Genomic DNA, 22,216 nt, shown 5'->3' with positions numbered 1-22,216 from the left:
CAAGTAAAATTTATATTTATTTTCTTTTCACTGTACTCTATATGCAGTGAATTGAGCTTGTTTAGGCTTGTTTGCGTGTGTTTTTTATTCATATGGAGCAACCATGCGGAAAAAGATTAAGCGTCTATTTCCTATCGATTACTATGGTGAAGATGGACGATGGCAGTTTGCGGTTAGAGCAGAAGTACCCGAAGAGGTTATTTCAGCGAAGGCTTGGCAAGCTGAGATTTCCTGCCATCGGGAAAAATATGACTTAGTGCGCTTAGCGACAGAGCGCTTCTCCTATCAATATGAGTGTCGTCCTGAGAAGTCGCCGACAACGATGTTTATTAAAATGACAGGTCATGTTGTTACTGTTTCTGCATTGAATCATCATTATGGTTCGTTGAAACTATTTAAATAGGCGGCGTGTGCTCTGAATATAGCAAACAGCTGTTATGCGACTGCACTTTTGTTTAACTGACGTTGCCATGTTTTGCTTATGTGATCGATGTTTCATATTGCAAATTTTTTTTGCGCTAAACGTTGATAAATACTTCTTCAAAAATTGAAAGTGGGTCACGTTTAGTGACCCACTTTTTGTCTTTTGCTAATCTGTTATGGAATCACGATCTCATTGAGTGGCAGTGGTTTAATTCTCTCTATACGCCTTATTTTCTTTAGCGCTACCGCTAATCAAATTCTGACTCATGCAATCAGCATCTGATTGTTAAGCTGCTCAGATCGGTTGACCTTTTAATATCAAAGCAAACCTTCTCCAACACATCGAACAATCAATTGCGCCAAAATTGACCGTATTTGCGCGTATATTGCGAGAAAATCATGAATTGTTCCGATAGTTACGTATTAGTTACGGGCTTGCATATGCTTGATATTGTTGCATACTTATGCATCTCCTCGTCCATTGAACCATGGTTGGCCGTTTACTTTTAACAGAAACATGAAGGCATGCCTATATGCTTAAACGTCATTTTGGTAACGATTGTGTTATCGGCTTTACGATATTTGGTTATCGGGGTGGGCTTGTATGTATGTTGAGCTGGGCGTAAACGGTTTTGGCTTGATATTTATATTCACCTGTGTTCTTATCGTCTAGTTGACATGCAATAGTCATAAAACTGACTTGTTAGTTTGTGATTATACATACTTATACACTAAAGGTGCGTAGATGCCTTGGATGTATATGAATAAAAAAGATATTAATAAAGCATGTCGCTTTAAAAGTCAGAATAGAAATGGGAAGGAGTCCGGAACATGAAAAAATTAGCACTGGTAACAGGCGCTAAGGGTGGTATTGGGTCTGCAATTACGCGCGGCTTGGTAGATAGTGGTTACACCGTTGTTGCCACCTTTTCGCCAGGAAATGATGCGTGTGCACGTGAGTGGATGGAGGAGTCTGGTTACAGTAAGGATCAAGTAAAGCTACTGTCCTTAGATGTTACCGATACCGAAATGTGTCAGAGCGTGTTAATGCAGCTCCTACAGGAAGAAGGTACGGTTGATATTTTAGTTAATAATGCGGGTATTACACGTGATTCGGTGTTTAAGCGGATGAAAGTGACGCAATGGGCAGATGTGATTGACACAAATCTCAATAGTTTATTTAACGTCACTCAACCTCTCTTCTCTGCAATGTGTGAGAAGGGTAATGGGCGCATTATCAATATCAGCTCTGTGAATGGTGTGAAAGGCCAGTTTGGTCAAGCTAATTATTCAGCAGCTAAAGCAGGGATGATTGGTTTCACCAAGGCATTGGCGTTAGAAGGAGCCAGAAGTGGCACTACCGTTAATGCAATTGCACCTGGATACACCGCAACACCGATGGTAGAAGCCATTAACCCCGATATTCTTGATGCCATCAAAGCAGAAATTCCGATGAAGCGCTTAGCAACACCTGAGGAAATCGCTGGCGCAGTTAGTTACTTGGCGAGCGAAGTTGGTGGATACATTACAGGAGAGACCTTATCGCTAAATGGCGGTTTGTACATGCAGTAAGTTTAGTCAGTTTTTAAGGAAGAAAACAGATGTCAAAAGTCTATATCGTTGCAGCGAAACGTACACCTTTGGGTAGTTTTAGTGGTGCATTGAAATCAGTGCCAGCAGCTCAGTTGGGCGCCATTGCCGTTAAAGCAGCGCTAGAAGAAGCTCAGGTGCCTAGTTCTGCTGTAGATGAACTTATTTTAGGAAATGTGATCGGTGCTGGACAAGGTATGGGACCGGGTCGCCAAGCTGCCATTTATGCAGGACTGCCAAACGAGGTACCAGCATACAGTTTGAATATGGTTTGTGGTAGTGGCATGAAAGTTGTGATGGACGCTGCAGCACATATTAAAGCTGGTGATGCTCAAGTTGTCGTTGCTGCGGGGGCAGAAAACATGTCTCAAATACCATTTGCTCTGCCTGGTAGTCTACGAGATGGACAGAAAATGGGTTCACTAGAGATGGCCGATCTCCTTATTAAGGATGGTCTGACAGATGCGTTTAACCAGTATCATATGGGCGTTACCGCTGAGAATGTCGTGGATACCGTGGGTTTAACCAGAGAGCAGCAAGATGCATTTGCATTGGCGAGCCAACAAAAAGCGGTTGCGGCCATTGATGCAGGTAAATTCAAGGATGAAATTGCACCTGTAGAAGTCAAGACACGGAAGGGAGCGGTGATCGTTGATACGGATGAGTATCCTAAACCTGATGCTTCTGCAGAGAAGTTGGCAAAACTTAGACCAGCATTTCGCAAAGAAGGCTCGGTAACTGCTGGAAATGCATCAGGAATCAATGATGGAGGTAGTGCCATAATCGTCGTTTCAGAAGCGGCGCTAAAAGAGTATGACTTAACACCGCTAGCAGAGGTAGTGAGTTATGCGCAAGCCGGCATTGATCCAAAGATCATGGGGCTTGGGCCAGTCCCAGCGGTAACAAAGGCACTCAAGTTAGCTTCGCTAACAATACAAGATATTGATGTTTTTGAATTAAACGAAGCATTTGCCGGCCAAGCTTTGGGTGTCGCCCATCAGTTAGCTGAATTACACGATACAGATTTAGAAGCATTGCTAGAACGGGCTAATATTAATGGTGGCGCGATTGCATTGGGTCATCCATTGGGCGCGTCCGGTAACAGAATTACAGTAAGCCTTTTGCATGAAATGCGTCGTCGAGGAAGTGAGTATGGCGTTGCATCTCTGTGTGTTGGTGGTGGTATGGGTACTGCCATTGTTTTGAAAAGTTGTTAATAAATAAGTCAATAATTACTCATAGGAGTTATGTTATGTACACGGAAATGTTTAAGACACTATCAGATCAAACTGAAAAAACGCTTGCACCATATGTGAAGTTCAACAAGTTGTTTACAAAGAACATTGAAGAAATCACTGAGCTGCAGTTATCGGCACTACGCTCATACAGTGACCTTGGTTTGTCTCAAATGAAAGCTGCAAGTGAAGTAAAAGACTTGCAATCATTGACATCTTTCAACGGTTCTCAACTAGAAGCACTGACTAAGCTTTCTCAGCAAATGATTGACGATAGCAACAAGCTGTCTGCTATTGCACAAGAGTTTAAAGCTGACGTAGATGCACTGGTTGCAGAAAACGTGAAAGAAGTGACACCAGCTTAATGACCCTGCCGCCTACTGTTCTTGTTTTAATTTGATCAGTAGGCGGTATTTCGATCAATCTTAATTGAGGTCATTAACATGAACCAGAATATTTTTGCGGATTACTTTGCCAAATTCCAGGAAGTAAACCAGCAATGGTGGAAAGAACTGGATTCTGGTAAAACAGCAATGAACTCCCCATTAAACCAAGCATTGAATGAAATCAATATTGAAGATACCGCCAAGCTTTTTCAAAATGCGGTTAATCAGCCTGAAAATATGGTTAAAGTGCAGATGGATTGGTGGGAGAAACAGCTGAAAATATGGCAAAATGTTGTTATGCCTTCAGAAGGGTCTTCGGAGCCTGTAATGAAAGCGGAGCGCGGTGACAAGCGCTTTGCTGATGAAGCATGGCAAAATGAAGCCATTTATAACTTTATCCAGCAGTCATATTTATTGTTCAGTGAAACAATGCAAAATATGATTGAATCTGTCGATGGGCTAGATGACAAGGCAAGAGAGCGATTGAGCTTTTTTACCCGTCAGACCGTCAATGCAATGTCACCCAGTAATTTTGTTAGCACTAATCCTGAGTTACTTAAGTTAACCATGGAAACTAATGGTGAGAACTTGGTTAAAGGGATGGATTTGTTGCAAGAAGATTTAAAATCTAGCTCTGAAGTATTAAAAGTTCGTATGACGAATGACAAAGCATTTAGTATTGGAAAGGATATTGCCAATACCGAAGGAAGTGTCGTATTCAAAAATGACTTATTCGAATTAATTCAATATAAGCCATTAACAGAATCCGTGCATAAAATTCCTGTGCTCGTTGTTCCGCCATTTATTAATAAGTACTATATTCTCGATTTACGTCAAAAAAACTCGATGATGCGTTGGCTTGTTGAGCAAGGACATACTGTCTTTTTGATGTCTTGGAGGAATCCAGATGCCTCAATTGCGCAGCTGGATTTTGAAGATTACGTACTCGATGGTGTTACCAAGGCTGTAGATGTTGTTGAAGCCGTAACAGGCCAAAAACAAATGAATGCGGTTGGTTATTGCATCGGAGGCACTTTGTTGGCGACAACGGTGGCTTATTATGCCGCTCGTCGTATGCGACAACGCTTTAAGTCAACAACGTTTTTTACAACAATTCTCGATTTTTCACAGCCAGGCGAAATTGGTGCATATATCAATGAGCAAATGGTATCAGCAATGGAGATTCAAAATAACCAGAAAGGGTATTTGGATGGGCGCTCATTAAGTGTGACCTTCTCTTTGTTACGTGAAAATAGTTTGTATTGGAACTATTATGTAGATAATTATCTAAAAGGTAATAGCCCTGTAGATTTTGATCTTCTGTATTGGAATAGTGATAGTACGAATGTAACAGCAGCTTGCCATAACACACTCTTGCGTAAGCTTTATTTAGAGAACCGCTTGGTAGATAAGCAGGGTATAAAGGTGGGTGGCGTGTGGATAGATCTGTCAAAGATTAAATCCCCATCTTACTTTATTTCGACAAAAGATGACCATATCGCACTTTGGCAAGGCACCTATAAAGGAGCCATGAAGCTTAGTGGCGATACTACATTCGTTTTGGGTGAATCTGGGCATATCGCCGGTATAGTGAACCATCCAGCGAAAAATAAGTATGGTTATTATATTGCCGATAAACTTGAAGATAATGCCGAAACTTGGTTGGAAGGAGCTAAGCACTATGAAGGCTCTTGGTGGACAAACTGGGATCAGTGGCTAAGTGCATTTAGTCCAAAAGAGAAGGTTTTACCACCGCAAATGGGTTCTGATGCCCATCCGGTCATTGCGCCTGCACCAGGACAATATGTACTGCAAACCTTGCCGATAGAAGTAGCGGCAAAGGTGGTGGATGAAGTAACAGAGGCATAGCACAAGAAGCTGACCATTGGTCAGCTTTTTTTGTTGGTGAACAACTCAACTTGTGACGTTGCCCCACCAAATATTCGGTGTTTATCCGCGGGGTCAGCTATAACTATACCATAACTTCGAATAATTATATGTTATGGATATCGCGTCAGGCTTTACTATAAAATCCAAAATTCGTTTATTGGTCATTGTTCCTTTAGTGATTACACTCGTGATTGCTGGGCGTTTTCTCGCGAATCAGTATGATCAATTGACGACCTTGTCATCGGTATCCATTCAATACGAGAAACATCAGTATTATTCGGAAATAATTGAGGAAATTAGAAAACTAAGACTAGAAGCGGTGACCAAGACGGTATTTGCGAAAGACGCATTGCTAAATGAGATTGAAGCCGTATTTAGTCAACAGCCTCTTGCTTCATTCCCTCATCAGGAAGAGTTTGATGCCTTAGCACAAGATATTTCTATTCTATTAGAGGAAGGTAGCGGACAGACGCGAGATGAACGTTATGAGTGGATCTTTGCGGTCAGCGATTGGTTAACTCACTACACTAGAATGACTGAGCAGCTGCCAATTTTAGTTGATGAAGCGCCATTAAGAGAAGGCATTCAAGCGTACTATCAATTGCTTTGGCTACAAGAGTATGCGAGCCAAGAGTTAATCTTCCTATCGTTAATGCTAAATAATGATGAATCAAAAAATTACTTTAGAGACGAATTATTGAAAGTTGTTGTTCGTCAACAGGATTATATTGATCGTTATCTCAATAATTACGCATCAGAAGTGCAAGTTGAGCGCTTATTAACGGTTTTTACGATGCCTGTTTTTGTGGATGGGGGAACATTTAGGAATAATGTTATTAGTGGTAGTGAAAATGAAAGTCAGTGGCCTTATTGGCGAGGTGATGCAGAAAAAAGGATGCGCCTATTGGGCAATGTCATTAATAGTGTAAAACTTGATATTTCCCATCAGGCGAGAGAGATATACTTGGCAAGGTTTGAACAGTTTATTGTTGTGTTGTTTGGTCTTTTTATATTAATAGTCACTGTGATTTTTCTTGGTGTGAGGCTTGGGAAGCGAATGCTACTCTCTATTCGCAATATTGAATTTGTGATGAGTAAAATTGAAGAGACTAAAGATTATAGCTTACGAGTCACCGCGTCTGGAAGTGATGAATTTACCCATTTGGCGACGACATTAAATGCTTTGATTAAAGAGCGAGACTATAGTGAGGCATTATTGGTTGCAGCTAAAGATGATGCAGAGAGTGCCAATAAAGCAAAGAGTGCTTTTTTAGCAAATATGTCACATGAAATTAGAACCCCTTTAAATGGCATTATTGGGATGAGTAATATTCTTGTTGACACAGAACTAGATAATAAGCAAAAAGAGTATTTATCTATCATTAAATCTTCATCTAATACTTTGTTGTCAATAATTAATGATGTTTTAGATTTATCAAAAATTGAAGCTGAAGGGATAAAATTAAGCCCCATTGAGTGTGACCTAGAGCGCCTTTGTTATGATGTCGCATGTATTGTTGAGCCTAAAGCAACAGAAAAAGCTGTTCGTTTCTATGTAGATTTAGCGACAGATTTACCTGTCACGGTTTACGCCGATGAGCACCGACTTAAACAGATATTGTTAAATCTTTTGTCTAATGCCATTAAGTTTACGGAGTATGGCGCGGTGACATTCAAGGTAGTGCGAGATGAAAATCAAGTGCTTTGCTTCTCAGTTAAAGATACTGGCGTTGGAATAGATAATAAACAACTAAAGAATATATTTGAGCCCTTTAAACAGGAAGATGACTCAACCACACGGCGCTTTGGGGGAACGGGGTTAGGGTTGAGCATAAGCCGTCAGCTTGCTGATCTAATGGATGGCGGGTTAACGGCAACAAGTGTTAAAGGTGAAGGTAGTGAGTTTAAACTTTCAGTAGTATTTCCCGTAGTTAAAGACGCAGCTTTAGTTGAACGCCCCAATGGTCAACACATCTTGATTGTTGATTCGGATGATAGTAGTGCACAACTAACACAACGAGAATGTATGAAAATGGGGTATTTGTGCCACAGTTTTCAACGGATTGCGACAGGGTTAGAGTACCTATCAGCATGTAGGGATGAGCGAACATTTGCTGTGATTATTTATACTTATCGAAATAGTTCTGAAGAAAAGTATTTTGCGGAATTGCAGCGGCATGCTCCTGTTATTTTCTTATTGGAAGCCGGAGTAAAAGAGTGGGGTGATGTGTTAGTGTCGGCCATTCATTCCTTACCTGTTCGCGGCAAGCGGTTGCAGGACGTGATTAATGGGGTCTTGGACCAGTCACAAGTAACGCGCGAAGTAACGTCACATGCAGAGAAGATGAAAATGTTAACCGGAGAAATTCTTCTGGTGGAAGATAATGCGGTTAACATGCAAGTTGCGAAAACAGTGCTAACACGAGCGGGACTCACGGTGCTTGAAGCTGAGAATGGTCAAATTGCGGTTGATTTATGGCTGAAGAATGAGATTGATTTAATTTTGATGGATTGCATGATGCCAGTGATGGATGGCTTTGAAGCGACACGCAAGATCAGAGGCATAGAAAGAGAATTGGAGGCGGGATCTGTTCCTATCATCGCTTTGACAGCCAGCGTATTAGATGAAGACATACGTGCATGTTATGAAGCGGGAATGGATAGTTATGTGCCCAAGCCATTTGAGATCAAACAGCTGCTCTCTAAAATAGAGGAATACTTAACGCCTTCACTTACACAATAAAGGCACAAAAAAGGCCAAGGTTAATCCTCGGCCTAGCTGTGCTTAGTTAAGCGTGAAAGCGAGACTATGCTGTTTGGGCAACAAGCGCTTCAGTGTTAACGGGCTTAATGATAAGCGCGAGTACTACACATACGGCGATCATTGCAGCAGAGATAGTGTAAGCAAGGTTGAAGTTGCCTGTGCTATCTACAACGATTGCAGCGATAATTGGCCCAATGACACCACTGATGCCCCAAGCTGTGTAAAGTACACCAAAGTTAGTTCCGTAGTTTTTTAGACCGTAGAAGTCAGTCGTTAGTGATGGGAATACTGCTAGAAGGGTACCATAACCAACGCCAGCACAAGCTGCACCAACCATCATCATGATGCTTGAGTCGTAGGTTGCGAATAGAACCATGTTGATACCTTGCAGAACAAACGCGATCATGAGCGTACGGATGCCACCGATCTTATCAGAAAGCACACCCATAACAACGCGACCACCAGTGTTGAAAACAGCCAGGATACCAACCAGGTATGCAGCATCTTCGATGCCAGCTTGAATGCCAGCGATAGACGTGATGTTACCGATAACCATTAGTCCAGCTGCAGATGAGAATGCAAACATTACCCACATCATGTAGAACTGAGGCGTAGTTAGCATCTGACGCCAGCTTGCGTTCGCTGTTGATTTAGCAGATTTCGCCGCTGATAGGTTCTTTGGTGCTTCAGGCGTGTAATCCGCTGGTGGATTCACAATCGTTGATGCTGCAGGGAACGCAATTAGCAGGACACCAGCTCCCAATACAACAAAGGCAGTGCCGATACTGTAATCTTCAATCAACCAAGAGGTGATAGGTGCTAAATAGAGAGAGGCTAAACCGAAACCACCAGCAATAAGGCCGTTAACGAGTCCTTTTTTAGATGGGTGGAACCATTTCATTGCGGAAGGGCTTAGGCAAGCATAGCCAAAACCAATACCAGTACCGGTGATGACACCAAAGGTAATTGTTAGCATGGTAACGCTGTCACTTAGCCCAGATAAAAGCATCCCTAGACCCGTTAAAAGCGTACCGACTTGCAGTACGCGGCGTGGGCCCATACGGTCTTGAAGTACACCAGCAACAAGAAGAGACAGTGCAAAAACGACAATAGCGGTAGTATACGGTAGTGATGCATCGGCGTTTGACCAGCCGTAATCAATAACAAGTGCCTTTTTCATTACACTCCATGCGTATAAAATACCCATACACAGGTTCACAATGATCCCGGCGACAAGAATGCGCATAGCTTTGTCGAATTTCATTAAATTATCTCTACAGTCGGTGGCAAAAGACGATGTCTAGTAATGCCTTACAAAATGGGAAAGAACGGTATCAAATTTTCTTTGCAAGATTAAAATAATCTCACAGAACTTAATCTGGCGGCGGATTGTATCAAAAAATCGCCGAAAAGGAAGGGTTGAGTTTATTAAATTGGTTTTTCTTTGTACGCTGCTATTTACACTTTGTAATATTTTGTTGGGTTATAACGTAGACATACTCTGTACTTGTCTGCGTTAGTTGGTGCTTTGATTAATAAAAAGTGCATTGCTCGTCGTTTATAATGGTAAACAACAGTACGTTATAGTTAGAGAGGGACGATGGGTAATGCAATGAGACATGTAATCATGGTAGTGATGTTGTGTGCCTCTAGCGCGTCATGGAGTGCACAGCCGTTGGCCACCTCGACGGTTGATCTCAGTGATAGCCGCCAAGGTAAGAGTAAATCTCTTAAAATTGAGGTTGATGGGCAGAGGCTCGCGGCAAGAGCTTGTTACTATGATGATAAGCAGTACTCTTTAGGCTCAGTGCTCGCACTAAATGATGTATTGATCGAGTGTGTTCCAGAAAACTCTTTTGAAACGAATGGTGCTCTGCGTTGGCAGCGCCTTGAATAGCCACTGTTAATTTGCTCGACACCGACTCTGATTTTGTTAGACTCTGCGCGCACTTTGCCGCAGGAGTTATATATGTCAGTGTTTGAATCCCTTCACCCTAGTTTACAGCACCGGCTGGCCGCTTTAGGCTATCAGCAGCCAACATCGGTTCAGTCACAGGCTATCCCGAGTGTATTGGCAGGCAATGATGTAATGGCCGCCGCTCAAACAGGAACAGGCAAAACGGCAGCGTTTGTGTTACCCCACTTGCATCAACTGCTATCGACTCCTCAAGTAAAGAAAGTCACCATGCTTGTCGTTACCCCCACACGGGAGCTTGCACAGCAGGTTCATGATAAAATCGAGAGCTATGCCAGTGACAGCCCTTTAACAAGTGTGGCTCTTTATGGCGGTGCAAATATTAAGCCGCAAATTAAAGCGTTAGCCAATGGGGTCAATATTGTGGTGGGTACGCCGGGACGGATTCTTGACCATCTTTATAACAACACACTTTGCTTGGCGGATGTGCAAACTTTGGTGTTAGATGAAGCTGATCGTATGTTAGATATGGGGTTCACCCCAGATGTTAAACGTATTATGAAGCGGCTGCCAACGAAACGACAAACGCTATTTTTCTCAGCAACGTATCCTAATCAAGTTAAAGACTTTGCCTTTCGTTTACTAAAGCAGCCTGATCAAATCGAAGTTGAAGCGCTGAACAGTACCGCCGATACAGTGAGCCAAATGGTTCACCCTGTAGATAAAAGCCGAAAACGTGAGTTACTGTCGTATTTGATTGGGCGACGTAATTTGCAACAAGTATTGGTCTTTGCCAAGACGCGACAGTCGACAGAGTTATTAGCGAAAGAGTTGGTTAAAGATGGCTTAGCAGCGGTCGCGATCCATGGTGAAAAAACGCAGGGGGCACGTAATCGCGCCTTATCTGATTTCCGAGATGGAAAGGTACGCGTGTTGGTTGCAACAGATGTAGCAGCGAGGGGGTTGGACATCCCACAGCTTGAAGCCGTATTTAATTATGAATTGCCGCACCAACCCGAAGACTATATTCATCGAATAGGGCGTACTGGCCGTGCAGGGAGAACAGGAACAGCGATCTCCTTAGTTAGTCACAATGAAGAGGGCATGCTAACCGCGATTGAAACACTGATAGGACAACGTATTCCGCAGCAATGGTTGGAGGGATATGAACCGAGCTTAGAAGAAGACAATAAACAACACGAAAAACGTGGCGGGCGTGGAGGCGCTAAGCGGCGCCTTAAGAAACAGCTGGCAAAACAAGCAGGTTTTAAGCGTCGCTAAGCATATCTCGTTATTATATTTACTGGCGTCATTTGAATGAAGGACTCAATCAGTTTTGAGCCAGTATCTACATTGCTCTATCAGCCATTGATGCCGTTTTAATAGTGTTTGCTGCTTTCTAGTAATCAGATAGAGCGGCTCGGTGGCAGTCTGTTTTAGAGGATAACGCTGGACAAGATGCTTATATGGCGATGATGTGAGTGCGTGTTCAGGTAAGGTTGTGTACCCAATTCCTTTAGATACAGGCTCGAGAATTAGACTGATATGATTAACGTATCCAGTGGTATGAATTTTTTCTGGTTGAAAGTGGTGCTGGGGTAAATTGTTGTCATATATGCGCCTTAAATAGTGCACGCCATCAGGGTGGTTAATAAAACCTCGATCTAATAGTGTTTTTAAAGGAATATCAAATGTCCAACTGACGGGCAGTATTATTTGTAGTGTTTGGTAACTGATCTTTTCTGCATTAAGGTGCGGAGACTCAGGTAACGCACTCGAAATTCCCCAATCAAACAAGTTTTGCTCTACCCCTTGGTGAATCGCTGAATTGGGCGCAAACTCATGTTGAATACTGAGTTCGGGGTATCGTTGCTGTAATTGCGTAAACTGCGGATACAGTAATAGACCAAGTGAGCCCGAAGTAATGATACGGCATTCCCCGTTGTAAGGGTCATCATTAGTGATTTTTTCTTCTAACTTTTCTAATTCATTAAACCATTGTTTAGCAAAGGAGAGTACCTCTTTCCCTTGTGGCGTTAATGCAATTTGTTTTCCATTTCTATCTAATAATACTGCAGAAAAATACTGTTCGAGTTTGTGCACATGCTGTGTAACGCCTGGCTGTGTCATCGCGAGCTTTTCGGCTGTACGAGTGAAATGGCCCTCCTTGCTCAGGGTAATGAATGTTTTTAACCATTGTGGGTTTAACATGCTTGTCATCATTCCATGGTTGCGGTTGAAGTCGTTGGTTACGTGTACGCTTTTGTATGATTTGCGAAAATAATAAATTGTCTACCATACTGAATATAGTCGGGCTTTATTTTAAAGTCTGTTTAGTTCAAAACAAGATGAATTGCACTTAGTCTAAGGTGAAGGGAAGAGTAACGTATGGTGAAAACCAGCCATGGGTGGGGAAAGATCCCAACTTGGATTATTGTTGCAGTAGGCCTTGCTATGAATATTGCAGCGGCTCTGTTAACTCATTTAATGGTAGATAAATTGTCGCATCAATCAGCAGCAATTGAACGAGAAATTGCGAATAATACGATGTTGATTGAACAGGTATGGCGGCGCATAGAGACGTTGGAAAGGAAGAAAGAGTGGTTGCTGCTGGTGGATGTTGAGGCAATGAGTGAGTCGCAACGAGAGGCGACGCTGGCGCACTGGGTGAACGCTGACAATGCAAAGACAGATGAGCTATTGGTTGCTATTGATAGTCACCAAATACAGTTCCGAGAGGATATTGATGCGCGCTTTTTGAAAAATTTACAGTTCCGTGAGCAAGAAAATCAGCTCGAAATACAGGTATCTAGATATAGAAACTTGGCACTTTTTTTACAAATTATGGGCTTAGCTCTGATACTTGCCCGTGATCTACGCAGATACTAATGCCCAAGGCATCAAGTAAAAATGAGAAAGGGGGCTAAGCCCCCCTCAATCATCTACGTTGTGCTGTTAGTCGTTTGAAGTATGATGGAAAGCGTAACGACTCTGCTTTTTGCCATCATCTGTTGTTGCTTCGTACTTGATAGAGCGTGAACGTTCTAGTGAAATTGGCACGTAAACTCGACCATTTTCATCTGTCATATAGGTTTCACGCTCCTGTGGAACATTAGTGATGCGCACAGTTGCGCCTGACTCAGGGTTACCAGCGGAATCTTTAACGGTTATCCATGCCCCGTTCTCTGTATCGATAACACGGATATCAGCTAGCGCAGAGCCCGATAGAATAATGAGTGCGGCAGCGGTGATAGTTTTAACAGTAAGCATAATACAATCCTCTTTATCACTTTTTGTTTGCGTGGTGTTATTAACACATTCACATCATAAGACCTCCTTTCTACGAACTACTTTCGAAATAGCTCAAAAAAAGTTCGCTAATTTTTAATTTATTGATATATAAGTATATTTTTAGTGTTTTCTGGCGTGAAATGTGCACGTTTAAGTGGTTGATAAATAATAAAAAATAAAGAAATCTAATAGCTCTGACTAATATTATGATTTGTAAGGGATATTAACGTTGCTGCAGTGTGTGAATTGTTTTGTTGCCGTGCATGTATTTATGGACTTGTTATACAGCCTCACCCTTAGACACTTAATATTAAGCACCTAAGAGTGAGATAGGATAGTGTCAGTAGACTAATACCCTCGCTTTTTCCAGAATGAGCCTTCATTGCGACTAAATACATTAAATAATTTTTCAGCGACCACTTTCCCATTGAGTGACATCACCATTCGCCATTCCCCAATGCCAAGGTTCGGGTTTTTGGTTGGCACCGTATCCCCCAAATAGAAATTCCAGTCATTGTTTCTAACATGTACCGAGCCATCGAATGGAGGGAGTGGCGTACCATTATTGTCAGGTATATCTGGGTGATAGATGACATATTGCAGTATCTGACCTTTTCCTTTCTTAATATTGATCGTGAGGCCAAACTCAATATCTTCTTCAGCGGGAACGTCAGTTGTAAAAGATTCCACTTTTGGAAGGTGTTTGGTATCACTGTCCCAGGTGGAGTAGATACCAAAGCTAACGACTTCCACCACTGCTTTCGATTTTGCCATTGGGCGGTATTCCTTAATTACGGTTACTTACGTCAGTATAAAGGAAAGCTAGAAGAGGAAAAACCCATGTAAATCCAAGCTGGCTCTAGGGTTGAGGTCGCTAGAGGATGAAAAACTTAGAGGCTTAGCACAAAGCGATATTAAAGTAAGGTTTGTAGTATACGATTTATGCCTGTGAGTGTTGCAAATACCTATAACGATGATATATTGAACATATTGATAGGTAGTAATCACAGTGAAAAATAGCTAAACAACGAATCATATCAATACGTTGCCTCGCTTCAAGTGACACCTCCCTAAGCTGTAGGACGATGGTTCTTACATGCAAAATCTCAATTTGTATGTGACTTATGACATTAACATTCATAAAAATATGTGTTTTGTGTCATATTTTAGTCATCATAAATGGCATAAGATAGTTCGGAATATTGAACGACTGAAAAAAAATAGCCAATAATAATTAGAATAGGAGTAACTCTATGAAAAATCGTGCAAGAAGACTTTGGTATTATCACCAGTCTCAAGGTACAAAAGCAAAACCGTTAACATTTAAGAAGTAAGATCAATAGCCTGGGTGATGTGATCCCGCTCAGGCTTAGCCAAATCTAAAGAGCCAGAACATTTGTTCTGGCTCTTGCTCTTTTTGTCTACCACTAATAATGCGTATTTAGAGTTCATACCGATGAGGTAATTGGTTGGTATAAACATCTTGCACATTATACAAGCGCACAACAACCGTAAGTGTGTCTTTGAATGTATCTTCTTTTATATCTTCAATAACATAGACATCTGAATCTTTACCCTCTAGCCGATGGCTAACCAGTTGATTTAGACTGTCTCGAATATCACCATTTATCTGTAATTCTTCGATTAACTCATAGGTTTGATGATTGACTTCTGAACTCGTCACCAAGGTTGGCATGGCTAACGATGGTGCAGATAAGCTAAGAAGTAGCAGTGAAGAAATCAGACTTTTTCGCATGGGTAGTTCGCTATGATTGACAGAGTAAGATAATCAGCTCGGAGACTGAAACAGAGCAAACATAGCATTGAGGTTGGGCTTAAATGTCAGGTTTATGTCATCCACTTGGAGAAGTTAGCGAAAATACCGAGTTGCTTCAGATTTTAATAAGTGAAGAGGCAGAGAATATAAGTAGCAGTTAAGTCGAAGAGGGGTGCTGTCGTTTGGCGGTCTATATTTTATTTTGTTACTATGCGCGCTAATTTAATCGGAGTAGTAAAATGTTGTCGTTATCCAATTCAGTTAGTTTAGCTAGCTGGGAGATTGAACTCAGTGCGATCCGTGCGCAAGGTGCTGGGGGACAAAATGTAAACAAAGTTTCTAGTGCAATCCACTTGCGTTTTGATATCCGTCGATCATCTTTGCCTCTGGATTACAAGGAGAAACTTCTCAAATGCAATGATGCTAGAATAACCAAAGAAGGTGTGATTGTTATCAAGGCCCAACGTTTTCGGACGCAGGAGCAAAATCGAGAAGATGCATTATTGCGCCTTAAAATGCTAATTGAAGAGGCAATGGTCGTGAAAAAGAGGCGTCGAGCGACTCGCCCAACCAAAGGTTCACAGCAACGTAGAATGGATAAGAAGTCGCAGCGAGGACAAACGAAAACACTGCGACGAAAAGTTGACCATTAGCCTAGATAGTCCAAATAACACGGATGGCTAATAAGATCAAAATGGTGCCTGACACTTGATCTATCAATCTGGCTTTATTCTTGAGTATGCTAATAAAAGCAGGGCGAGATAAAACTAATGTAATGAGGCTATACCATAATCCGTCGACAATCAGAGGCGTCGCAATGATCACCGCTTTATCGGCCGTTCCTACTCCCACTGCGACAAATTGGCTAAATAGTGCAATAAAAAAGATGGCAATTTTAGGGCTGAGAAGTGAGATCAAAAAGCCTTCTTTCGCTGATGTGTAAACACTCACGCTATGTCCAGATTCTAGCTTCTCTACTAATCCACCACGCGAACGGACGGCGTTTAAGCCCAAGTAAAATAAATAAAGTGCACCACCGTAGCTGATTAGTTTAAATAGCAGCGGGTATTGTTCAAGTATGATGGCCAAACCGAGCACCGTAATAAAGGCATAAATTCCGATGCCAATGGCATGCGCCCAAGCTGTCGCTAATCCATTACTGCGCCCTCCCGCCAAACTGTGACGTGCGACAATAGCAAGACTTGGCCCTGGAGACATCGCCCCTAACAAACAGACCGAAAACAGTGATAACCAGATAGTAAATGTCATTATAAATCCTCCTATGAGTAAGGTATCACTGATGTTGAGGGAATTAAATGATCGTTTTATAGATGGAAGAGATGACAGAGATTCATGTCTCATAACTACACTTAATCATCTGTTTTGTAGTGATATTAAAGGCAGACGTGAGTGGTCTCTTTTCTGCGCTATGGGCAATTTTTTGTGTTTCAAGGGGGAAAGATTAAGAAATTGGAAAATGCACTTCCCGCTCACAAAATTGGTTATCGGTTAACGATAAATCCTCAGACAGTCCGTTGATTCATGTTACGTTCATTTAGTCGGTTTAAACTGACCTTGTCGCTGAGCCTTTTATCATAACCGTTTCAACAGTGACAGTCCTGAAAAATCAGGCTGAAGTAAAGGAGTCATAATGACCCATCTTTTACGGACATTATTTGTCGTCATGGTGGTACTAGGCCGCATGCCGTTAGCTGCAGCGGCGCTACCAACGGGTGTTAGTGTCCCTCAAATTAAACCGGCATCAACATCACAATCAAGTAAAAAGGATTTTAAACGCTCACTTAGTGGTTTGTATGCGATAGAAACGTGGAATGGTAATCAGGTACGCCAGCGGCATAGTGAATTTGATGCACTGTATGCTAACGCGCAACGAGCGCAAGCTGAGCTGGGAACATTGGTGAATGAAATTGGCATGTTAAGCCAGGCTACGCCCATCATTCCTCCGGTAAAATCGACGGAACGTGCACAAGCAAAGATTGCACAAGAGCTAAATGGTGAGGCGGCCAAAATCACTGACTTAGCTCGAGCAACACTGGTTGCCAAGGATATTAATGGTATTGTTACCGCATTTGAGATTTTAGGCAAAGATGCCGAGATTTTGCAGGTTAAAAATCGATTTAAGTCTCCAGCGCCATCAGGGTATCGAGATCTAAAAGTGCTTGTTCGTTTACCGAAATCTCAACATATCGCAGAAGTTCAAATTCACCTCAATGCTATTGCTGAGATAAAAAGTGGCGAAGAGCATGAGGTATATCAACAAGTTCAGCATATTGAACGCATTGCTGCGAGTGAGTCGCGAGGGCTAAATGATCTTGAACAAGCAAAAATTGCCCGTTTGCGTCAGTACTCTCAAACTCTCTACCAGTTTGCTTGGCAGCAGTACCTGCAGCCGAGTACGATGGCAAGTTGATCTGTTATTGTGCTTAACTTAGAGGTCGCGTTAGCGGCCTTTCTTTTTAGGTAGATATATCAAGTGACAGCTATCAATTCCCATGTTAATTTTAGCGCCATTCCATTACCTGACTACGGTCCAAAATGGAATCGTGATGTGTTGTCGTGGCTGATTAATGGCCACATTCTGTTGTTATATAGCGTGGGATTAAACGAATGACGTTGTCTATTTGGCTGACTTTTGTTGCTGCTTGTGTCGTATTTAGCTTTGCTCCTGGGGCAGGTATGGTGGCGACAATTAGTAATACATTAAGTAGTGGTATTTCTACCGCTATGAAAAATATTGTTGGCTTACAATTGGCGCTGATGGTGCATTTGCTCATTGTGTCTTTGGGGCTGGGGGCGTTGTTGGCTTCATCTGCTGTCGCTTTTACGGCAGTAAAGTATTGTGGTGCTGCTTATTTAGTGTATTTAGGCATCGTTAAAATTTTCAGTAAGAGTGAACTCGAAAATGATGAAGTGACTGTGAATACAGACACTTCAATCGAGATTGTTAAGCAGGGTTTTTTAGTTAATTTGATGAACCCTAAATCAATCATTTTCCTTGCTGCGTTTTTGCCGCAGTTCATTTCTTCCGATATCGCTGCAACACAGCAGTACATTATTTTGGGCTTAACGGTGTTGGTTATAGATTGCTTAGTGATGGTGTTTTATGCGTCATTAGCTCGAAGTGTGAAACGCTTTTTCCAAAGCCCTTCAATGGTAAAACTTCAAAATAGAATATTTGGAGTCACCTTTGTTGCCATGGGAGCTATATTGGCTTCGGCGGAGCATTAGGAGCGCTAGGTTTGATTCACTGCGGTCGTGGTGCGATAAAACGCTACATACGATAGTGCATCAAACTTCCAGCATTGTTTAGCCCTGTTACAGGGCTAAAATGAGTAACCCATTTGCCAAAAAATAACCGGTTTTTTAATCTCATATTTGGTTTCACCTGTAGCCACGTTATTTTTACGCTCTATTTGAGGAATAACGGAGAATAGCATGAACAGGTTACCATACGATGCGCGTGAATAGGGCAGTATCATGGGTAACACTTCCCGTTTCAATTCGGTGAATTCGCCATTGCGACTGTGTGCAATAGATCGGGATTGGATACCGAGAGATGCACCTATAGCAAAAGACCATTTGCCTAAGTATAGATTAAGAGGGCGGTCAAATGTAATGCCGCCTGCATAAAGGTTTTGGTCAAAGGAGTCCTTAAGATAGGAAAATGATAATTGTAAGTGCCAGTTCCCTAGCTTAGTTAAACCAATATCAGCTCCCACACCAAAATTGTCTTCATTATATTCGGGCGCATTGTTAATTGAAGGATCTTCTAAATGCATAGACCAACCACCAAATCGAAGGGCATTGCTTACACCTTGCGCAAATATTGATGAAGAAAATAGCACAAAAGATAAAATGAGAATATACCGCATACATTTACCCTATAAAACATTGGAAGTAATTAGTAATGAGTATATGAATCATGACTATTTTTAATGTCTCATTATCTGGATGTTTAGGTGTGATAGTTTTTATGGTGCAAAATGCTATTGTATTTTAGTTATATACCGCCTGGTCTGATGAGCTTTAATCATTAATGATTGGGTATGATTCTATTGCTATTGCGTATTATATTTGAGAAAGAATGTCTATGTTTTGTTTTTATTCTCAAATGTAAGTCAAATAACCTATGTTTTGTTTTTAATTTATGCGCATATTTTTATTTGTCGGTTGCACAGAGTGAACAGGGTAGAGATGCATCATTTGCGTGACTTGTGCATCGATGAATTGACGTCGCTCGTCACCTTTCAATGATTGATTGAGTTGCTTATTTGACATTGCCTGCCATATCACTTGATTACTTTTTTGATTAATTACCTCAATAATGAGTTTACCGTAACTAATTTCTCTATATTGCTGGGGGGTACGAATACCAACCCCAACGTTTCTGGACCCATAACCAATACCAAAGCTAGAGCCATAAGATTGCAGCTCGGTGATAGATTTGATACCAAAGCGTATCTTAAGATCAGCGTTGGCGTCACTGCGAATGAATCCTTTTATGGCTAGCTGCTGTGTGAGTGCCTGTTGCATTCGCTGTAAATCGAGCGAGGTAGGATCGCTTTGCTCCTCAAGCTGATAGCTTCTTAGCGCACTAAAATTACTATCAGGGTTGAAGTCAGTAGTCGGTGCAGAAGTGCAGCCAATAATAAGAGAGAGGCCCCCTAAAATAAGTAGATGCTTTAACATTTCCCACTCCTTTCTTAGACTAAGTATGGCACCTTTCTGTTATAGACCGTTCTGAAATAAATAGCTTTCACTTCTGTTGATAAAATGGAAGGTGTGAAGATGCTCGCATATACGTAAACACTGCGATTGGTGCCTATAAAATGACTCACCTTTTAACTATAGAGGGTGCTAATGTTGCTATATATATGCACGTGTGCTGAATAATATTTGTTAAGACTTATTAAGGTGGAGACCGACTGTGTCTAATTATGTATTAAATTTCATTATTCATGAAAATCGAGAGCAGTATATTAAGTTCTCACTGGAACTATGTAATAACAGTGCCGAGAGCCTAAATGAGTTCGTACTCTGTCTTAGTATGCCACGTTTCATTAACGCTGATCGTATTATCAACGGAACGGTGATAAAACAGATTGGTTCTCATATTGAGTTGGCGCCGCCAATAAGTATGGTGCTTCAGGCTGGAGAGGTATGGCAGGTAACACTAGAAACAGAAACGAGTGCGCTATATAACTTGATGGAACGACCAATTGGCGCCTACCTCAGAATACCATCAGGTACGGTTGTCGTTGAAGAAGGGGTAAATAATATGCCCCAGCCACATGATCTTCTGAAATCAAAGATGGAATGGCCGTTGCCAATCTCAGGTATTATTCCCCAGCCAGAAATAAGCCGAGTTACGCCAGGCTTTTGGATGCAGCCATCATCTATCACAAGTGCAGGGAGGTCTCCATTAACGGAAAAGGCCCTAGATTGGTTTAGTCTACGTATTAAGCAGAGAATCCCTGAGGTAGTGCCATCGCACGCAATAGTGGTATTTGAAGAAGACGAAACGCTGGATCGTGAAGGTTATCGTCTCGATATTGGTGTTGAACAAGTGGTTGTTACTGCATCGGGTTCAGCCGGATATTTATATGCATTAGTCTCCTTAGCGCACCTTTTAGAGACATCGGCAGGACGTGTTGCCTGCGGTCAAATTGTCGATAAGCCACGATTTAGTTATCGAGGGCAGTTTTTGGATTGCGCACGGTCATTTTTTACGGTTGATTCGATAAAACAGTTATTGGACCAAATGGTCTGGTTAAAGCTTAACGTGTTTCACTGGCACTTAACGGATGATGAAGGGTGGCGTATAGAGATCGATGCATACCCCCAATTGACCCAAGTTGGAGGGTGGCGAGGAGAAAGTGAAGTGCTGGCTCCACAGTTTGGATCCGGACCTGACCGAAGCGGTGGCTACTATACGAAAGCTCAAATACGAGAAATCATTCAGTATGCCGCTGAACGAGAAATCACGATAATTCCAGAGATCGATATTCCTGGACATGCTAGAGCCTTAATTCAGTCTCTTCCTGAACAATTAATTGAAAAAGAAGATGAGTCTCAATATGTCTCAATACAACAGTATCAAGATAATGTGCTAAATCCTGGGTTAGTGGGTACTTATCAAGTGTTAGAAACCATTCTTGCTGAGGTCTGCGAACTGTTTCCTTCTCAGGTTATTCATTTGGGTGGCGATGAGGTTCCTCAACATGTGTGGGAAAAGTCGCCAGCCTGTCATGAGATGGTGACCAAGTTGGGGCTAAATGGCGTAAGGGATTTAGAAGGACATCTTATCAAGCATCTGCAAAACTACTTATCGAATAAAAACAAGCAACTTGCCGTTTGGGAAGAGGCCGCGAAAGGGGATAAAGCCGATACGTCAGCCATGGTTTATGCGTGGTCGGGGAGAGATGAAGGCATTAAGGCTGCTCAGCAAGGGCATAACGTTGTTATGTGTCCGGCCCAATACACATACCTTGATATGGCGTGGAATAATGATATTCATGAGTATGGGGTTCTTTGGGCTAATGCATTGGATTTAAAACGCGCTTACCACTTTGAAATAACCGAAGGGGTTGAATCTCATCGTGTGCTTGGCACGCAAGCCCTGGTTTGGAGCGAGTATGTCAAAGATACCCCATCACTTGAGTATTTACTGTACCCAAGGCTTTTTGCCATCGCTGAAAATGCGTGGTCCATGAGTGAAAATAAGGATTGGGCAGTCTTTACTGCCCGTGTTTCATCGCAATTGGAATTACTGAAAGGAGCGGGCATTCAGTATCGTACTGGCGATCGGTAAACGCATTTATTGCGTTAATTGTTTGAACAATTCGCGGTTCATTGCGAAATCCAGTTGAGAGTAGAACGCAATAGTTAGCTTCTTTTTATAAGCCACGACAAGGTGTGTTGTGG

At 42.0% G+C, this 22,216-nt stretch carries 21 protein-coding genes; 13 read left to right on the top strand and 8 right to left on the bottom strand.

Annotated elements, in window-relative coordinates; translation table 11 throughout:
* Positions 1–103 precede the first annotated feature (103 nt).
* The 6 genes from ACKLNH_RS16435 (at position 104) to ACKLNH_RS16410 (ending at position 8,267) form a co-directional block, all read left to right on the top strand.
* Positions 104–403, top strand: coding sequence for a hypothetical protein (locus tag ACKLNH_RS16435; RefSeq protein ID WP_413113342.1), 300 nt, complete (start codon positions 104–106; stop codon positions 401–403).
* A gap of 851 nt (positions 404–1,254) precedes the next feature.
* A complete protein-coding gene (locus tag ACKLNH_RS16430; protein WP_413113341.1) occupies positions 1,255–1,995 on the top strand; it encodes an SDR family oxidoreductase in 741 nt (246 codons plus the stop codon).
* A gap of 29 nt (positions 1,996–2,024) precedes the next feature.
* Positions 2,025–3,230 carry an acetyl-CoA C-acetyltransferase gene (locus ACKLNH_RS16425; RefSeq protein WP_413113340.1) on the top strand — a complete coding sequence of 402 codons (1,206 nt, stop codon included), beginning with the start codon at positions 2,025–2,027 and terminating at the stop codon, positions 3,228–3,230.
* Between the two features lie 35 nt (positions 3,231–3,265).
* Positions 3,266–3,613 (top strand): phasin family protein, encoded by a 348-nt coding sequence (locus ACKLNH_RS16420; protein WP_413113339.1) that lies wholly within the window; start codon positions 3,266–3,268, stop codon positions 3,611–3,613.
* A gap of 78 nt (positions 3,614–3,691) precedes the next feature.
* Entirely contained in the window at positions 3,692–5,503 is a 1,812-nt protein-coding gene (gene phaC, locus ACKLNH_RS16415; protein WP_413113338.1) for a class I poly(R)-hydroxyalkanoic acid synthase, read from the top strand.
* 133 nt (positions 5,504–5,636) lie between these two features.
* Positions 5,637–8,267: a response regulator gene (locus ACKLNH_RS16410; RefSeq protein WP_413113337.1), complete on the top strand. Its 2,631-nt coding sequence runs from the start codon at positions 5,637–5,639 to the stop codon at positions 8,265–8,267.
* A gap of 64 nt (positions 8,268–8,331) precedes the next feature.
* Here ACKLNH_RS16410 and ACKLNH_RS16405 read toward each other — a convergent pair whose 3' ends face one another.
* Complete coding sequence (locus ACKLNH_RS16405; protein WP_413113336.1) at positions 8,332–9,552, bottom strand: L-lactate MFS transporter; 1,221 nt, start codon at positions 9,550–9,552, stop codon at positions 8,332–8,334.
* 348 nt (positions 9,553–9,900) lie between these two features.
* On the opposite strand from ACKLNH_RS16405, the gene ACKLNH_RS16400 reads away from it, so the two are divergent.
* Positions 9,901–10,185 (top strand): DUF1496 domain-containing protein, encoded by a 285-nt coding sequence (locus ACKLNH_RS16400; RefSeq protein WP_413113335.1) that lies wholly within the window; start codon positions 9,901–9,903, stop codon positions 10,183–10,185.
* 72 nt (positions 10,186–10,257) lie between these two features.
* Positions 10,258–11,484, top strand: coding sequence for a DEAD/DEAH box helicase (locus ACKLNH_RS16395; protein WP_413113334.1), 1,227 nt, complete (start codon positions 10,258–10,260; stop codon positions 11,482–11,484).
* 45 nt (positions 11,485–11,529) lie between these two features.
* Here ACKLNH_RS16395 and ACKLNH_RS16390 read toward each other — a convergent pair whose 3' ends face one another.
* The gene (locus ACKLNH_RS16390; protein ID WP_413113333.1) at positions 11,530–12,414 is read right to left on the bottom strand and encodes a LysR family transcriptional regulator; all 885 of its coding nucleotides are present in this window, start codon (positions 12,412–12,414) and stop codon (positions 11,530–11,532) included.
* Between the two features lie 177 nt (positions 12,415–12,591).
* On the opposite strand from ACKLNH_RS16390, the gene ACKLNH_RS16385 reads away from it, so the two are divergent.
* Complete coding sequence (locus ACKLNH_RS16385) at positions 12,592–13,092, top strand: DNA mismatch repair protein (RefSeq protein WP_413113332.1); 501 nt, start codon at positions 12,592–12,594, stop codon at positions 13,090–13,092.
* A 66-nt stretch (positions 13,093–13,158) separates the two neighbouring features.
* Here ACKLNH_RS16385 and ACKLNH_RS16380 read toward each other — a convergent pair whose 3' ends face one another.
* The 3 genes from ACKLNH_RS16380 to ACKLNH_RS16370 all read right to left on the bottom strand — a co-directional run bounded on the left by ACKLNH_RS16380 (position 13,159) and on the right by ACKLNH_RS16370 (position 15,250).
* Positions 13,159–13,473: a hypothetical protein gene (locus ACKLNH_RS16380; protein WP_413113331.1), complete on the bottom strand. Its 315-nt coding sequence runs from the start codon at positions 13,471–13,473 to the stop codon at positions 13,159–13,161.
* 369 nt (positions 13,474–13,842) lie between these two features.
* Positions 13,843–14,268, bottom strand: coding sequence for a DUF3859 domain-containing protein (locus ACKLNH_RS16375; RefSeq protein ID WP_413113330.1), 426 nt, complete (start codon positions 14,266–14,268; stop codon positions 13,843–13,845).
* A gap of 667 nt (positions 14,269–14,935) precedes the next feature.
* Positions 14,936–15,250, bottom strand: coding sequence for a hypothetical protein (locus ACKLNH_RS16370; RefSeq protein WP_413113329.1), 315 nt, complete (start codon positions 15,248–15,250; stop codon positions 14,936–14,938).
* Positions 15,251–15,510: 260 nt separating this feature from the next.
* On the opposite strand from ACKLNH_RS16370, the gene arfB reads away from it, so the two are divergent.
* On the top strand, positions 15,511–15,924 hold the full coding sequence (arfB, locus tag ACKLNH_RS16365; RefSeq protein WP_413113328.1) for an alternative ribosome rescue aminoacyl-tRNA hydrolase ArfB: 414 nt from the start codon (positions 15,511–15,513) through the stop codon (positions 15,922–15,924).
* Position 15,925: 1 nt separating this feature from the next.
* Here arfB and ACKLNH_RS16360 read toward each other — a convergent pair whose 3' ends face one another.
* Positions 15,926–16,540 carry a LysE family translocator gene (locus ACKLNH_RS16360; RefSeq protein WP_413113327.1) on the bottom strand — a complete coding sequence of 205 codons (615 nt, stop codon included), beginning with the start codon at positions 16,538–16,540 and terminating at the stop codon, positions 15,926–15,928.
* 382 nt (positions 16,541–16,922) lie between these two features.
* Here ACKLNH_RS16360 and ACKLNH_RS16355 point away from each other — a divergent pair, with 382 nt between their 5' ends.
* Both ACKLNH_RS16355 and ACKLNH_RS16350 read left to right on the top strand, forming a co-directional pair.
* Positions 16,923–17,702 carry a RelA/SpoT domain-containing protein gene (locus tag ACKLNH_RS16355; RefSeq protein WP_413113326.1) on the top strand — a complete coding sequence of 260 codons (780 nt, stop codon included), beginning with the start codon at positions 16,923–16,925 and terminating at the stop codon, positions 17,700–17,702.
* Positions 17,703–17,899: 197 nt separating this feature from the next.
* The gene (locus ACKLNH_RS16350) at positions 17,900–18,520 is read left to right on the top strand and encodes a LysE family transporter (protein ID WP_413113325.1); all 621 of its coding nucleotides are present in this window, start codon (positions 17,900–17,902) and stop codon (positions 18,518–18,520) included.
* Positions 18,521–18,615: 95 nt separating this feature from the next.
* On the opposite strand, the gene ACKLNH_RS16345 is transcribed toward ACKLNH_RS16350, so the two are convergent.
* Both ACKLNH_RS16345 and ACKLNH_RS16340 read right to left on the bottom strand, forming a co-directional pair.
* Positions 18,616–19,164 (bottom strand): hypothetical protein, encoded by a 549-nt coding sequence (locus ACKLNH_RS16345; RefSeq protein WP_413113324.1) that lies wholly within the window; start codon positions 19,162–19,164, stop codon positions 18,616–18,618.
* Between the two features lie 268 nt (positions 19,165–19,432).
* Positions 19,433–19,981 (bottom strand): DUF4136 domain-containing protein, encoded by a 549-nt coding sequence (locus tag ACKLNH_RS16340; RefSeq protein WP_413113323.1) that lies wholly within the window; start codon positions 19,979–19,981, stop codon positions 19,433–19,435.
* 238 nt (positions 19,982–20,219) lie between these two features.
* On the opposite strand from ACKLNH_RS16340, the gene ACKLNH_RS16335 reads away from it, so the two are divergent.
* Positions 20,220–22,103 (top strand): beta-N-acetylhexosaminidase, encoded by a 1,884-nt coding sequence (locus ACKLNH_RS16335; protein ID WP_413113322.1) that lies wholly within the window; start codon positions 20,220–20,222, stop codon positions 22,101–22,103.
* The last annotated feature ends 113 nt before the right edge of the window (positions 22,104–22,216 follow it).

Origin of the sequence: Thaumasiovibrio clandestinus, assembly GCF_047250365.1 — a bacterium.
Classification (GTDB): domain Bacteria; phylum Pseudomonadota; class Gammaproteobacteria; order Enterobacterales; family Vibrionaceae; genus Thaumasiovibrio.
The sequence above is the reverse complement of the archived record's forward strand: the minus strand, read 5'-3'. Positions and strand labels throughout refer to the sequence as shown.